The sequence below is a fragment of the Saccharopolyspora sp. NPDC049357 genome, from assembly GCF_040677225.1.
Taxonomy (GTDB): domain Bacteria; phylum Actinomycetota; class Actinomycetes; order Mycobacteriales; family Pseudonocardiaceae; genus Saccharopolyspora.
Map to the genome: position 1 here is coordinate 23,142 of NZ_JBFAQJ010000025.1, position 13,496 is coordinate 36,637.

Consider the following 13,496-nt stretch of genomic DNA (forward strand, 5'->3'; position numbering starts at 1 on the left):
CCTGCGGTGTTGCGGAGTTCTGCGGAGGCTTCGGGGGCTCGGCCGCCTCAGGCGTCGAGCTGACGCCGGGCGCCTTCGAACAGGGCGGAGCAGGTCTCGACGAGGACGGTCGGCGGTTCCTCCTGCCCGCGGTGGAGCCAGTCGACGAGCAGGTGGTTGACCGCGCCGACGAGTCCGACGGCGGCCAGCCGCTGCCGGTCGGTCGGGGCGGCCTGGTCGTCGATGCGCAGCCACACGGCGGTGGTGAGCTCGGCGAACTCCCGCAGGACCGCGTGCCTGCGGTTCTCCAGCTCCGCCGAGACCCCCACGACCTCCAGCAGGACGACGCGGGCGCGGCGCGTGTCGACCGTGAGGTGCTCCACGAACGCCGAGAGCCCGCGCCACGTCACCGCGTCGGCTTCGCGCTCGTCATCGAGCGCGGCGACGGTGGTCGCGCGCAGCCGGTCGACCAGCTCGTCGTAGAGCGCCACCAGGCAGGCGTGCCGGTCGCGGAAGGACTCGTAGAAGTAGCGCTCGGTCAGCCCGGCCTGTCGGCAGAGCTGCTTGACGGAGGTCGCCGAGTAGCCCTGGGAGGCGAACAGCTCCAGCGCGGCGTCCAGGAGCGCCTCGCGGCGTTGCCGGGTGCGCTCGGAGGCGTCGAGCCCGGAGTAGCGGCGCCCCGGTCGCTGCTGGTGCCCGGCGTTCTGCGTCATCGCACGTTCCTCGGGGTCGGCTTGTGCGGAATCTTACCCACCGCGCAACTGACACTGGCGCATGTCAGATCGGGAACGCGGAGGTCACCATCACCAAGCCCACCGGAGCCGGAGGCGGTGGACTCGCGCTCGCAGCGCTCCGGCGGCGAGGCGGGAATGTTCATCGGGAGGCGTGCTGGGTAGTCCTCGCGCATGGAGCGGAGACGTGAGCGGCGCGACTACGAGCGGGGGCTGCCCGGCTACCACGATCCCGGGGTGCGCTACCTGGGGGCGCCGGCCGCGCGAAGCGCCTTGACGCTGCGGCTGTGGCTGGCCGGGTTCGGCCTCATCTTCTGCACCGCAGCGGCGGTCGGGCTGTTCGTGCTCGTTCCGCCGCTGGCGTGGTTCGCCTGGGTCCTGGTCGTGCTCGCGGTCGCCGCGTTGATCGACTTCACCTGGGTGCTGCACCGGAAACGTCGCGGCGAACCCGGGTAGGAGCTGTTTCCGTAGTTGCGTTGCTTGGCGGTGCCAGTAGCAGAACCTGCGCGGCGCTGTGGGCTCCGTGCGCCACTCCTGATGTATTCCGCTTACCCAGGGGGTGGACATCGGCGTCGCGGCGTACTCGCCACAGCGCCGCTCAGAACCTGCGGCGGTGCTGGTTGAGTCCCACACCTGAAGCAGCGGCTCCGCCGCGTTCTTGAACAGCACCTGGCGACGCCGTTCGGACTTCATCAGGGGCGGGAGGAGTCCACTTGGTGGTCGGCGGTGTCGGCGAACTCCCACCACGCGAGCGGTAGCCAGTCGCCGCTCACGAAGGCGTCGACGGCGGAGCCGCGGCCGTGGGTGACCACCGTGGTGCCAACGGGGTATGTGACGCCGGACATGCCGGTGACGGGAACGAGCAGCTTTCCAACGCGCCTTGCCACGTCTCCTCCGGATATTTCGGGGTGAGGTTTATCGCAACGCCCTGATCAGGGCAAAGCGTTCTCATTGATTGCGAAATTCTAGCCACCGCGTCAAGTGCCCCGAATTCATCTGAGACGACCAGCTCATTCTCGAGCAGTTGTTGATGTGCGTCTTCGAGCGTCTTTTCTGATCATTCATGCGCGGCGAGTCAGGTGCCGCGCTGTTCCAGGAATTGAACCCGGACGGTTCCGCCGAGCGCGCCGGGAATACCGGGGCATTGAAGTCGCGGGGTCTCGGAATCGGGCCGGGGAGAGCTGGTGACCACGAGTTGGACGGGGTGGCCGGAGGCCAGCCCCGCGTAGCGCCCCGGGCGCGGGAGCGCGGTGCCCTCCGAGATGGCCACCTCGTGGTCGCTGGTGAGCACGCCCTCCACTTCGTGCGGACGGCCGAGCGCGCGGCTGGCCGCGAGGACGTCGCCGCGCCGCAGGCAGCCGCGGACGTGGGTCGAGGAGCACTCCGCCCCGTCGGTGGGCATCAGGTGCACGCCGCGGGTGCTGAAGCCGTGGCGTGCACCGAGGTGCCGCAGCGTGTCGACGTCACCGGCGCCGCGATGCCCGAAGGTGAAGTTGGCGCCGACCACCACGCTGCTGGCGTGCAGTTCTCGACGAACTCCGCGGGGCTCATCCGGGCCAGCTCCGGGGTGAAGGGCAGGACGCACACGCGGTCGACGCCGAGTTCGCGAGCGATGTCGGCTCTGCGCTCGATGCTGCTCAGCGCTGAGGTGTCGCGCGGCAGCCCGAGCACGCGGGCCGGATGGGGATCGAAGGTGACCAGGACCGTGGGCAGGCCGCTCTCGGCCGCGGCGCGCAGCGTGTTCTCGATCAGCCAGGCGTGCCCGCGGTGCACGCCGTCGAACACGCCGATGGTGACCGCGCAGGAAGGCCAGTCAGCGGGAACATCGCTGAGCCCGCGCCACACGGTGCGCTGCCGGAGAGTGTCGCGGACCACGGCTACCCCCAACGGATTTCGGGATGTGCGCTGGTGGAACCGCGGTCGACCCCGTGCCGGCCGCGGTTCTCCGCAGACGCTAAGCAGTCGTCGACCACCCCGCGATCCGCAAGACGCACCCGCTGTCCGGAAACCGCAGCCCCCTTCGAAGCGCGGGCCTTGTCATCCGCGCGTCGTCGAGTGGGCGGTGCTCGCGGGGAAGTGGTGGATGAGTTCGCGGGTGTGGATGCGGACGCCGTCGCGCGGGCGCCCGCCGGCCATCTTGGCGACCTGGAGGCAGAAGCGCACCCACATGTTCAGCTGGATCTCCTTGGCCAGCCGCAGGCGGGTGTAGAGCAGGTGGACGAGTCGGCTGCCGGGCCGCGCCCACGTTTCGATCTCGAAGACGATCGCGTTTCCCACCGGCGCGGCGCTGAATTCGATCTGGCCTGCTTCGAGGTGTCCGCGCAAGGTGGCGAAGCGGAACGAGGTGTCCGCACGATCGATGACGCGAACCGGACCGTTCCACGGCCCCGGCATGCGCACGACGCAGTCCTCCCCGAGCTGCAGCGGTCTCCGCTGGGTCTCTGGTCGGTCGAACGTCGCGACCTCGCTGGGCAGAGCGCGGTTGAAGTCGGCCATCACCATCGCCATCAGCTCCGGCGCGTCCAGGCCGGCATCCTCGATGGCCACGCTGAAGTGCCGGTGGAACAGCGGCCCCGCTCCATCGCAGAGCTGCTGGCAGCGCTCGTCGAGGTGATCCTCGGGCACGTCCAGGGGCAGGTCCGACTCGTCGCCGGGTTCCTCGCGCCGGTGCAGGGGCGTGGTCAGCCAGAGGTAGCGCCAGGAGACCAGCGCCAGCCCGAACGCGGAGCGGACCACGATCGGCACGATGCGCGTGGACAAGAGGTCGGCGGTCACCTCGTTCCTTTCGCGTGGACGTCCGCAGACGGGCATGGTGAAGGTGTGCCCCTCCGGGTGGCAGGCGAAACCCAGGCTTTCGGGAGGATCGATGTTCGTGCGGTCGCTACACCGGATCGGACTGCGCAGCGCGCAGCTGCACCTGGCGTCGATGGGCGGGGTCGTGCTGTGCCTCTGCCTGTGGATTCGGGCCAAGACCGTGGACCAGCAGGAGCGCGGCAACGCCGAACGCCGCGCCCTGTTCACCGGGTTGTGGCCTCCGACCTTGTGGCTGATCGGTGACTCGTTGCGCGAGTTCGAGTGACGGTGCGAATTCCTCGTCCCACGAGCGCCGAGCAGCGCGCTCGCGTGCTGGCGGGCTTGCGGAGCAGGAGCGTGAACTTCACCGAGGAGGAACCGCATTCGCCCGGAGGCGAGTGGAACTTCGACACCCACCGGCGTTTCCTCGCCCGCGAACCGCCGGGGCCTCCGGAACCGGGCGGTGCGTGGGACATCGCTCGCGCGCTCGTGCGCGACTACGAGTTCTCCGATCCCGACCGCGTCCGCGCCGCCTACGACGGCCGCGAGGAGTTGCTGGGACGGAACATGCTGCTGGAGGGGCGGTTCTACGGCTTGCGCTTCGACATGGGCGTTCGGGTCACCGTGGTGATCGACGAAACGCGCGAGGACGACCGCAGGGTGTGGGGCTGGGGGTACGAGACGCTCGAAGGACATCTCGAACGCGGTCGAATGACCTACGAGGTAGTCAAGGACATGAGTTCGGGGGCGGTGGAGTTCGTGATCACCGGGTTCTCCCAGAACGCCCCCACGCTCGATCCGGTGCTCCGGCTCGGGTGGCGGCTGTTCGGCCGAGCCACCCAACTGGAGTTCTACCGGCGCTGCGGCACGCGGATGTACGAGCTCGTCCAGGCCCGCCTCGCCGACGGCCGGACAGTCGCCGAACGACGTCACGACGCACTGCTGCTCGCGCCCTCGGACGCACGGACGGGGCCGTTCGAACGCATCGCGCTGCGCATCGACCACCCGAGCTCGGGGCACCAGCGGTAGGACGCCCCGGCCACGACGGTGTTCACCTCGTGGTGGCTCTGCCCGGTTGGCCGCGAGGCCGAGCGGGTATTCGAGGCCCGCAGTCGCGCTGCGGTTCGATCGGAGGAGGTTCGCATGGCCGAGGAAGCTCGCTCAGCGGTGGTGGCAGGTTTCGACGGGACGGAGGCGTCTCGCGAAGCGGTCCGCTGGGCCGCGCGGGAGGCCTCCAGCAGGCGTTCGCCGCTGCTGCTGGTGCACGTCCTGGCGCGGCCCTTCCAGCACTCCATCCCGATGCGCATCCCCGACGAGGAAGAGGTCATGGGCAAGCTGGGGGACGCGGTGCGTCGGGAGCTGGATTCCCTGGAGGATTCGTGCAGGGCGATCGACCCCCAGATCGAGGTGCGCAAGAGCATCCCGATCGGCGATGCGGCGGAGATCCTGATCGAGTTCGCCGGCGAAGCGGAGCTGGTCGTGCTGGGCGGGCCGCTGGTGGGGGCCGGCACGGATCGCTTGGGGGTCACCGCGGCGGAGGTGATCGCCCGCCGCGCCGCGGCCCCGATCGTCGTGGTTCGCGGCGAGACCGACTCGGGGGCGGATGCTCCGGTGGTCGTCGGGGTCGACGGTTCCGCCGTGAGCACCCGGGCGATCGGCTTCGCCTACGAGTCGGCCGCCCGGCGCAACCGCCCGCTGGTGGCCGTGCACTCGTGGGGCGAATCGGCGTTCAACCCGTTCGACATCGTCGACGAGTGGGACACCGACCGCAGCGAGTTCCGGGACAGGGCCAACGAGGTGCTCGCCGAATCGACGGCCGGGTGGGCTGAGCAGTACCCGGACGTGCGGGTCCGCCACGTGGTCGGCGCGGACCAGCCCGCGCACCTCCTCCTCGGCGAAGCCGACGGAGCGCACCTGCTGGTGGTGGGCAGCCACGGGAGGGGACCGGTGCGCCGCGCCTTCCTCGGATCGGTCAGTCACGCGGTGCTCAACCAGGCGAACTGCCCTGTGGCGGTGCTCCCCGCGGAATGAGCACCTGCCCGGTGGTCCGTTTTCCCGCGTCGTCGGCCGGGTAGGGCTTGGTGGGCTGCGGGTTCTCGACCGGAAGGAGTGGGCACCATGCAGCGAGGCTCGGACAAGCACGGACCGATGAAGGACGACGAGCTGGAGAAGGAGATGGAGGGGCACCTCCGCAGCGGCGGCAGTCAGCGAGCCGACGAGGCGCTCGAGGCCGAACCGCCCGCGGACGACGACCCGAACACCGACGTCCGCCCCGACCCTTCCACGGACAGCTGAGCCCTTCCTGCTCAGCATCGTGCTGATCGCGTTCGGCCTGCGGTTGACGGTCTCCGAAACGCCGTTGTTCCTGGAACTGGGGAACGGCGCAAGATGACGCTGATCGAGGTGTGATCGAGCTGGGGTGGACCGGACCGGAGTGCTCAACGTCAAGGCGGCCGGGGCGACGCTGACCATCGTGGCGATCTGGTTCGCGGCGGCCTGTCCGACCGGTTCGGCCGCAAGCCGGTGATGTTCGCGCGCATGCTCGCCGGCGCGGTGCTGGCGCACTCGATCATCTGGGGCTTCGCGATCGGGCTCTTCCTGGCCAACGGCATCGTTCAGGGCGTGATCTTCGGGCCGGTTGTGGCTGGTGGCGCTTGGTGTGGGCCCTGTCCTTCCTGGTCTCCGCCAACGGCGTGCTGATGACCCGCGAGGGACGTGCGGTCCGTCCGGCGCCGTCGCAGCTGTGGACGTCCGTGAGGGGTGCCGGGTGTTGGCCTCAGCTGGAAAGCTGCGGGTTGTTGCCGTCACGGCGTCGGAAGGTCAACTCGCTCGGCGCTCGACGCGCATCCCGTCCCGGTTCCGGAAAGGCATGACGTGTCGAACGCCGCTGTTCACCCCGCTCACCGCCGCGTCGTGGGTGTGCTCGTCGCCGCCCAGGTCCTCAGCGGAGCCGGGCTCGCCGCCGGCATCACCGTCGGAGCCCTGCTGGCCCAGGACCTGCTCGGCAGCACCGGCCTGTCCGGTATTCCCAGCGCTCTGTTCACCATCGGTTCCGCCGCCGCGGCCGTCCTCGTCGGGCGCATCTCGCAGCGGTGGGGGCGGCGCTCGGGGTTATCGCTGGGCTACGGCGTTGGGGCCGTCGGCAGCCTCGGTGTTGTCGTGGCAGCCGCTCTCGGCAGCGTGCCCCTGCTGTTCATCGCGCTGTTCGTCTACGGCGCCGGTACCGCCGCCAATCTCCAGGCCCGCTACGCAGGAGCCGATCTCGCGCCCGAGCAGCGCCGGGGCCGGGCCGTGAGCACCGTGCTGATGGCCACCACGCTCGGCGCCGTCGCCGGACCGAACCTGGCCGCGATCACCGGCGATCTGGCTGACGTGCTCGACATCCCGAGGTTGGCCGGGCCGTTCCTGCTCGCAGCGGCCGCCTACGCCGCTGCGGGGCTCGTGCTCTGTGTGATGTTGCGGCCGGACCCGCTGCTCACCGCGCGCGAGCTCGCCGCCGACGCTCCGCAGGACGCGGCCGACACCGGTGCGCGGCACCGCGTTGCCGGGGGTGGCGGTCGACTCGTGCTGGGTGCGTCGGTCATGGTCCTCACCCAGCTCGTGATGGTCGGCATCATGACGATGACCCCCATCCACATGCAGCACCACGGCCACGGCGTGGGTGCCGCCGGGCTGGTCATCGCTGTGCACGTGGCCGGCATGTACCTGCCCTCGCCGATCAGCGGTCTGCTCGCCGACCGGTTCGGTCGCCTGCCCGTGGCGACCGCCGCGGCCGTCACCCTCCTGGCGGCCGGTCTGCTCGCCGCGCTCTCCCCGCCCCACTCGGTCTTCCTGCTGGCGCTCGCCCTCGGTCTGCTCGGTCTCGGCTGGAACTTCGGCCTCGTCAGCGGCACGGCGATCATCACCGACACCGTTCCGCTCGCGACTCGCGCCAAGACCCAGGGGACGGTGGACGTCGCCATCGCCCTCTCCGGTGCGGGCGGCGGCATGGCTTCCGGTCTCGTCGTCGCAGGCAGCGGCTACGCCACGCTCACGCTCCTGGGCGGAGTCCTCGCGCTCGCGATCATCCCGGCCGTGGCCTGGACCGCGCGACCCCGTTCGCCCCAGGCCGTCGGGTGAAGCACGCGCCTTCCGCACCGGCACCCAGGCTGTCCAGGCGCCGCCCGACCTGGACGAACACCGCGAACCTGCACGTGGCGGTGCGGCTGCGCAACGTCCTCACCGGACGTGGGCGGGGCTGACCCGCGTGGTTTTCGAGGAGGAGTTGCTTCCCCCGGGGTTCAGGTGCGCACTTTTTCAACCCGGCGGGGCGGAAATTGGAAGTTTGTTCGGATCTTCGTGTTTCGCGGATGTGGCGCGCGTGTTTCCGAAATCGGTCTCCGATGAAGTTTCCCGAAACTGCGTTGTGTGGCGAGAGTCGCCAAATTATCCTGACCGGACGAAATCCGTCACGGGTCGCTTTTCCGGCGCGAAAGGCGTTCGGGCGCAGTGATAGTGGGGTCATGAACAGCGGTTTCGCCGTTTTTGACGCGCGGTTTCGCGATGTCCGAGCGCGTTGTGCGCATGATCGGCGTGTGCCTTACAGTCGGTCGCGAACTGCGGTGATGCGAGGTGCTTCCATGAATCTCACTCCGTCTGACACGGAGAAGCTGTTGTTGAGCGTCGCCGGAATGATCGCCCGCGATCGACGGGAACGCGGCGTCCTGCTCAACCATCCAGAAGCGGTCGCCCTGCTGTCCTGCTGGGCGATCGAGCGCGCCCGGGAGGGTTTCACCGTGGACGCGCTCATGAACGAGGGGAGGCGCGTGCTCACGCGAGACGAAGTGATGGAGGGCGTCCCCGAGATGCTCCCGGACGTGCAGGTCGAAGCGACCTTCCCCGATGGGCGCAAGCTCGTCACGATCACGGAGCCGATCTCGTGATCCCAGGAGAGGTCCGCGTTCGCGAGACGCCCGTCGAGCTCAACGCCGGGCGCGAGCGGCGCACGCTGCTGGTGGTCAACGACGGTGACCGGCCCATCCAGATCGGGGCGCACTTGCACTTCCCGGACGCCAACCCGGCGCTGACCTTCGACCGCGACGCCGCCCGCGGCTTCCGCCTGGACGTCCCCGCGGGGACTTCGGTGCGCTTCGAGCCCGGCGTGAGCAGGCTCGTGGAGCTGGTGGCGCTGGGCGGGACCGGGCGCGTGGCCGGCCTGCAGATCCGCGATCGGGAGGTCACCGGCGAAGCGGTCAACGACGAATCGGCCACCGCCGAGCGCGGTGGCGAGCAGCAGCACTTCGAGGAGGGGCAGTGAGCCAGATCGGTCGTCGCGAGTACGCGAACCTGTACGGGCCGACCACGGGTGATCAGGTCCGGCTCGGCGACACCGACCTGTGGATCGAGATCGAGCAGGACTTCTGCGTCGGCGGCGACGAGGCGGTGTTCGGCGGTGGGAAGAGCATCCGCGAGTCCGGCGCGCAGGGCACGACCACGCGTGCGGAGGGCGCTCTCGACCTGGTCATCACCAACGTGATCGTGCTCGATCACTGGGGCGTCGTCCGCGGTGACGTCGGCATCCGCGACGGACGCATCGTCGCGGTGGGCAAGTCCGGGAACCCGGACGTGATGGACGGCGTGCACCCGGATCTGAAGATCGGACCGACCACCGACGTCATCGCGGGGGAGCGCAGGATCCTCACCGCCGGGGCGGTCGACACCCACGTGCACCTGCTCACCGAGATCGAGCTGGCCGAAGCGCTGGCCACCGGCACCACGACCGTGGTGGGCGGCGGCACCGGACCGACCGAGGGGACGAAGGCCACGACCGTCACCCCGGGAGCCTGGTCGCTGGCCATGATGCACCGGGCCCTCGACCACCTCCCGCTCAACGTCATCCTCTTCGGCAAGGGCAGCACCGTCAGCGCCGAGGGGCTCGCCGAGCAGGCCCTGGCCGGTGCGGGCGGGTACAAGGTGCACGAGGACTGGGGCGCTACCCCAGCGGCCATCGACGCGGCGCTGCGCGCCGCCGACGAGTACGGCCTGCAGGTCGCCCTGCACTCGGACAGCCTCAACGAGACCGGCTACGTGCAGCACACCCTCGACGCGATCGACGGCCGCGGCATCCACGCGTTCCACTCCGAAGGCGCCGGTGGCGGGCACGCGCCCGACATCATCGTCGTCGCGGGGGAGCCGAACGTGCTGCCGGCCTCGACGAACCCGACCCTGCCGCACACGATCAACACCGCCACCGAGCACCTGGACATGCTCCTGGTGTGCCACCACCTCAACCCGCAGGTGCCCGAGGACCTCGCGTTCGCCGAGTCGCGCATCCGCCCGACGACGATGGCCGCCGAGGACATCCTGCAGGACATCGGCGCGATGTCGATCACCTCGTCCGACGCGCAGGCGATGGGACGCATCGGCGAGGTGGTGTGCCGCACGTGGCAGGTCGCGCACGTGATGAAGAACCAGCGCGGACCGCTGGGCTCGTCGCTGCCCGCCGACAACGAACGCGCCCGCCGCTACGTCGCCAAGTACACGATCTGCCCAGCCGTCGCGCACGGCATCGACCACGAGGTCGGTTCGATCGAACCGGGCAAGCTGGCCGACCTCGTGCTGTGGGACCCGGCCTTCTTCGGCATCCGCCCGCTCACCGTCATCAAGGGCGGCGCCGCCGTGTGGGGCGCGCTCGGAGATCCCAACGCCACGATCCCGACACCGCAGCCGGTCATGATGCGCCCGGCGCTGCCCCAGGGACCGGCGTCCGCGCCGCACCTGTCGGTGAGCTTCGTGGCGCAGGCGGCGCTCGACGACGGTCTGGCCGACAAGCTCGGCCTGCGGCGCAGGCTCGCCGCGGTGCGCGAGACCCGCGGCGTCACCAAGCACGACCTGCCGAACAACACGGCGCTGCCGCGGATCGAGGTCGACCCGGAGACCTTCGGCATCAGCATCGACGGTGAGCGCGTCCGCCCGAACCCCGCCGAGACCCTCCCGCTCGCCCAGCGCTACTCGTTGTTCTGAGGAGTGGGTGATGGACCCGGATCTGGGAGCGATGCTCCTGGCAGACGCGCGGCTCCCCACCGGCGGGCACGCGCACTCCGCCGGTCTGGAACCGGCGCTGGCGGCCGGTCTCGACCGCGCGGAGGTCCCCGAGTACATCCGCGCTCGGCTGCGCTCGGTGGCGCTGGTCGACGCCGCGGCCGCCGTCCTGACGCTGCGGGCGGCCGGGGAGCAGCACGTCCGGCTCGACGAGATCCACGACGCGCTGCTGGCGCGCACGCCGACCGAGCCGGTGCGCGCGGCCTCCGCCCTGCTCGGACGGGGGCTGGTCCGGCTCGCCGAGCGGTTGTGGCCCGAGCATCCTGCCGTGGCCGCTCTCGGCGCGATCGGCCCGGGGCCGCAGCGCCCCGTGGCCCTCGGCGTCGTCGCGGCCGTCATGGGGTTGGACGAGTCGCGCGTCGCGCGGGCGTGCCTGTACGAGGACGCCCAGACGGTCGCGGCGGCGGCGCTCAAGCTGCTGCCCGTCGATCCCGTCGACACCACGCGCTGGATGTGGGAGTCGGCGGCGGTCGTCCGCGAATCCGCGGAGATCGCCGTCGCGGTCACCTGCCCGGCCGAGATGCCCGCCGTGACCGCACCGCTGGCAGAGCACTGGGCTCTGCAGCACGAGAACAGCACGAGGAGGATTTTCGTTGCCTGAGCACGAACACCGCGACACCAGCGCCGCGTCCCGTCCGCTGCGGCTGGGGATCGCCGGGCCGGTCGGCACCGGCAAGAGCACCCTGATCGCCACGCTGTGCCGGCAGCTCGCCGACGAGCTGGAGCTCGCGGTGGTCACCAACGACATCTACACCGACGAGGACGCCCGGATGCTGCGCGCCGCAGGCGTTCTGCCGGTGGAGCGGATTCGCGCCGTGGAGACCGGAGCGTGCCCGCACACGGCGATCCGCGACGACGTCACCGCCAACCTCATCGCCGTGGAAGACCTGGAACGCGCCTTCAAGCCGCTGGACGTGGTCCTCGTCGAGAGCGGCGGCGACAACCTCACGGCGACCTTCAGCCCCGCGCTGGTCGACGCCCAGATCTTCTGCATCGACGTGGCCGGTGGCGGCGACGTCGCGCGCAAGGGAGGTCCCGGCATCGAGCGAGCCGACCTCCTCGTGATCAACAAGACCGACCTCGCCCCGCACGTGGACGTCGACGTCGCCCAGATGATCATCGACGCCGAGTCGGTGCGCTCCGGACTGCCCACGCTCGCGCTGTCCCGCACGGATCCGACGGCCGTCGGTGACCTGTGCAAGTGGGTGCACCACCTCGTGGCCGAGCACCGCCGGGGTGCGCACACCGCCGCGGATCCGGGCCCGATGGCCCCGCACGTCCACCACGGGTGACCGCGCGATGGCAACGGTGTCCGTCGAACTCGTCGACGGGGTCGCGCGGGCCGCGGTTCTGCGGGCCGGGGACTACCTGCGCCCCCGCCTGCTCGGCATCGACGGACCGCGCGTGCGCATCGCGCTCGTCGGCGTGTGCGCCACCCTGCTCGCCGGAGACGACCTGCGAGTGGAGATCGCGGTCGGCAGCGGTGCGCACCTCGAACTCGTCGAACCCTCGGGCATGGTCGCCTACGACGCGCGGGGCGGTCACCAGCGCTGGGCGTCCGACGTGCACGTCGAATCCGGGGGTTCGCTCGTCTGGGCCGCGGCACCGTTCGTGGTCGCCGGCGGCGCCGACGTCGACCGGCGCACCGGCATCGTCCTGGACGACGGCGCGGTCGCTCTCCTGTCCGAAACCCTGGTGCTCGGGCGCAGCGGCGAAGAGGGCGGCGGGCTGCGCTCGGAGCTGCGGTGCGCCTTGGCGGGGCGGGACCTCCTGGTCGAAGAGCTCGACCTGCGCTCGCCGGAGCTGAGGAAGGCGCCGGGAATCCTCGGTGACTGCCGGGTGCTCGCCACCGCCGCGCTGCTCGGAGCTCGCCCGGACGAGCGGGTTTCCCCACCGGAAACGCCCCTCGCGGGTCCCGGATCCATCGCCCGCTCGCTCGCCCCGCACGCGCACAGCGCCGAGGAGGCCCTACGGGGCACGTGTGAGCGCTGGCGGCGCTTCCTGGCCTCCCGCACCGCTCCTGAGCCCGACGAGGGCGAGTCGCGCGAAAGTCCGGGCCGGGCCGGTAGTTCCAGCGGGGTTTCAGATCTGGTGTGATCGGCGTCGCGGCCGTCCATGATGGACACCTGACGGGAAACCGCGAGGCCGGCAGTCCGCGTAGCTCAGCGGCCGGCGAGGCGTTCGGTGACTTCGTGGGCCGCGGCCTTCGTGGCTTCGGCGATGTCGGCGACGACCTCGCCGAGGCGGGAGGTCGGGCCCGCCAGGGCGATGGCCGCCACGACGCGGCCCTTGCCGAAGATCGGTGCTCCGACCCCGGTGATGTCGGGGAGCGTTTCACCGCGATTGATCGCCACCCCGGCCTGCGCGACCTCGTCGAGCTCGTGGCGGACCTGGTCTTCCCGGGGCATGTCGGCGAGGTGGCCGGTCAGGTAGTTCTCCCGGAACCGCTCGGTGCCGAAGGCCAGCAGGCACTTGCCGGAGCTGGTCGGGTGCAGCGGGCGCCGGATGCGCAGCGGGGCGGAGTAGCGGATGGGTTGCGTGGACTCGATGGCATCGGTGTAGACGAGGGAGCTCCCGACCGGGGAGGCCAGCATGACGGTCTCGTTGAACTGGCGGTGCAGCTCCTCCATGGCGGGGCGGGCGGCTTCGGCGATCGTGGGCGGCGCCGCCGCGAGCAGGGCGTTGATCGCCGGGCCGATGGTGTACGCGCCACCCTGCTCGCGCAGGTAGCCGTCGGCGACCAGGCCCTTGACCAGGCCGTGCAGCGAGGACCGGGGTGCGTCCAGCTCGGTGGCGAGCTCGGACAGCCGCACCCCGGACCGGCGCGATGCGGCGAGTTCGAGGATGGTGGTGATCCGCGAAACGGTCCGGTGCGCTTTGGCTGCTCCCGATTCGGCAAGTGGCACTGCGTTC

The 13,496-nt window shown here is 70.8% G+C and carries 17 protein-coding genes and 1 pseudogene; 12 read left to right on the plus strand and 6 right to left on the minus strand.

Translation table 11 applies throughout. The features are described from left to right. Nucleotides 1–47: 47 nt before the first annotated feature. Nucleotides 48–692 (minus strand): TetR/AcrR family transcriptional regulator, encoded by a 645-nt coding sequence (locus AB0J91_RS20640; protein WP_363871206.1) that lies wholly within the window; start codon nucleotides 690–692, stop codon nucleotides 48–50. 192 nt (nucleotides 693–884) lie between these two features. Here AB0J91_RS20640 and AB0J91_RS20645 point away from each other — a divergent pair, with 192 nt between their 5' ends. Continuing rightward, on the plus strand, nucleotides 885–1,166 hold the full coding sequence (locus AB0J91_RS20645; RefSeq protein ID WP_363871209.1) for a DUF6343 family protein: 282 nt from the start codon (nucleotides 885–887) through the stop codon (nucleotides 1,164–1,166). 236 nt (nucleotides 1,167–1,402) lie between these two features. Here AB0J91_RS20645 and AB0J91_RS20650 read toward each other — a convergent pair whose 3' ends face one another. The 4 genes and pseudogenes from AB0J91_RS20650 to AB0J91_RS20665 form a co-directional block, all read right to left on the minus strand. Beyond that, complete coding sequence (locus tag AB0J91_RS20650; RefSeq protein ID WP_363871212.1) at nucleotides 1,403–1,555, minus strand: hypothetical protein; 153 nt, start codon at nucleotides 1,553–1,555, stop codon at nucleotides 1,403–1,405. Nucleotides 1,556–1,785: 230 nt separating this feature from the next. Then, nucleotides 1,786–2,112, minus strand: a complete 327-nt coding sequence (locus tag AB0J91_RS20655) for a hypothetical protein (protein WP_363871415.1) — start codon at nucleotides 2,110–2,112, stop codon at nucleotides 1,786–1,788. Nucleotides 2,113–2,139: 27 nt separating this feature from the next. Continuing rightward, nucleotides 2,140–2,585, minus strand: a pseudogene (locus tag AB0J91_RS20660) (adenylyltransferase/cytidyltransferase family protein); the annotation flags it as partial. Nucleotides 2,586–2,747: 162 nt separating this feature from the next. Continuing rightward, the gene (locus AB0J91_RS20665; protein WP_363871215.1) at nucleotides 2,748–3,485 is read right to left on the minus strand and encodes a DUF1990 family protein; all 738 of its coding nucleotides are present in this window, start codon (nucleotides 3,483–3,485) and stop codon (nucleotides 2,748–2,750) included. A 91-nt stretch (nucleotides 3,486–3,576) separates the two neighbouring features. Between AB0J91_RS20665 and AB0J91_RS20670 the strand changes: the two genes are divergently transcribed. The 11 genes from AB0J91_RS20670 to AB0J91_RS20720 all read left to right on the plus strand — a co-directional run bounded on the left by AB0J91_RS20670 (nucleotide 3,577) and on the right by AB0J91_RS20720 (nucleotide 12,680). Beyond that, on the plus strand, nucleotides 3,577–3,789 hold the full coding sequence (locus tag AB0J91_RS20670; RefSeq protein WP_363871218.1) for a hypothetical protein: 213 nt from the start codon (nucleotides 3,577–3,579) through the stop codon (nucleotides 3,787–3,789). Nucleotides 3,790–3,860: 71 nt separating this feature from the next. Next, nucleotides 3,861–4,532: a DUF1990 family protein gene (locus AB0J91_RS20675; protein WP_363871220.1), complete on the plus strand. Its 672-nt coding sequence runs from the start codon at nucleotides 3,861–3,863 to the stop codon at nucleotides 4,530–4,532. A gap of 114 nt (nucleotides 4,533–4,646) precedes the next feature. Then, nucleotides 4,647–5,534: a universal stress protein gene (locus AB0J91_RS20680; protein ID WP_363871223.1), complete on the plus strand. Its 888-nt coding sequence runs from the start codon at nucleotides 4,647–4,649 to the stop codon at nucleotides 5,532–5,534. 87 nt (nucleotides 5,535–5,621) lie between these two features. Continuing rightward, a complete protein-coding gene (locus AB0J91_RS20685; protein ID WP_363871225.1) occupies nucleotides 5,622–5,798 on the plus strand; it encodes a hypothetical protein in 177 nt (58 codons plus the stop codon). A 624-nt stretch (nucleotides 5,799–6,422) separates the two neighbouring features. Then, nucleotides 6,423–7,622, plus strand: coding sequence for an MFS transporter (locus tag AB0J91_RS20690; RefSeq protein ID WP_363871410.1), 1,200 nt, complete (start codon nucleotides 6,423–6,425; stop codon nucleotides 7,620–7,622). A 500-nt stretch (nucleotides 7,623–8,122) separates the two neighbouring features. Continuing rightward, nucleotides 8,123–8,425, plus strand: coding sequence for an urease subunit gamma (locus tag AB0J91_RS20695; protein ID WP_363871228.1), 303 nt, complete (start codon nucleotides 8,123–8,125; stop codon nucleotides 8,423–8,425). Next, on the plus strand, nucleotides 8,422–8,799 hold the full coding sequence (locus tag AB0J91_RS20700; protein WP_363871231.1) for an urease subunit beta: 378 nt from the start codon (nucleotides 8,422–8,424) through the stop codon (nucleotides 8,797–8,799). The genes AB0J91_RS20695 and AB0J91_RS20700 overlap by 4 nt, the downstream gene beginning before the upstream one ends. Continuing rightward, nucleotides 8,796–10,505, plus strand: coding sequence for an urease subunit alpha (locus AB0J91_RS20705; protein WP_363871234.1), 1,710 nt, complete (start codon nucleotides 8,796–8,798; stop codon nucleotides 10,503–10,505). The genes AB0J91_RS20700 and AB0J91_RS20705 overlap by 4 nt, the downstream gene beginning before the upstream one ends. 10 nt (nucleotides 10,506–10,515) lie before the next feature. After that, on the plus strand, nucleotides 10,516–11,184 hold the full coding sequence (locus AB0J91_RS20710) for an urease accessory UreF family protein (protein ID WP_363871236.1): 669 nt from the start codon (nucleotides 10,516–10,518) through the stop codon (nucleotides 11,182–11,184). After that, nucleotides 11,177–11,875, plus strand: a complete 699-nt coding sequence (ureG, locus tag AB0J91_RS20715) for an urease accessory protein UreG (RefSeq protein WP_363871239.1) — start codon at nucleotides 11,177–11,179, stop codon at nucleotides 11,873–11,875. Before AB0J91_RS20710 ends, ureG begins: the two co-directional genes overlap by 8 nt. Nucleotides 11,876–11,882: 7 nt before the next feature. Continuing rightward, nucleotides 11,883–12,680, plus strand: coding sequence for an urease accessory protein UreD (locus AB0J91_RS20720; RefSeq protein WP_363871242.1), 798 nt, complete (start codon nucleotides 11,883–11,885; stop codon nucleotides 12,678–12,680). A 65-nt stretch (nucleotides 12,681–12,745) separates the two neighbouring features. Here the strand turns inward: AB0J91_RS20720 and AB0J91_RS20725 are convergent, their stop codons facing one another. Then, on the minus strand, nucleotides 12,746–13,489 hold the full coding sequence (locus AB0J91_RS20725; protein ID WP_363871245.1) for an IclR family transcriptional regulator: 744 nt from the start codon (nucleotides 13,487–13,489) through the stop codon (nucleotides 12,746–12,748). Nucleotides 13,490–13,496 lie beyond the last annotated feature (7 nt).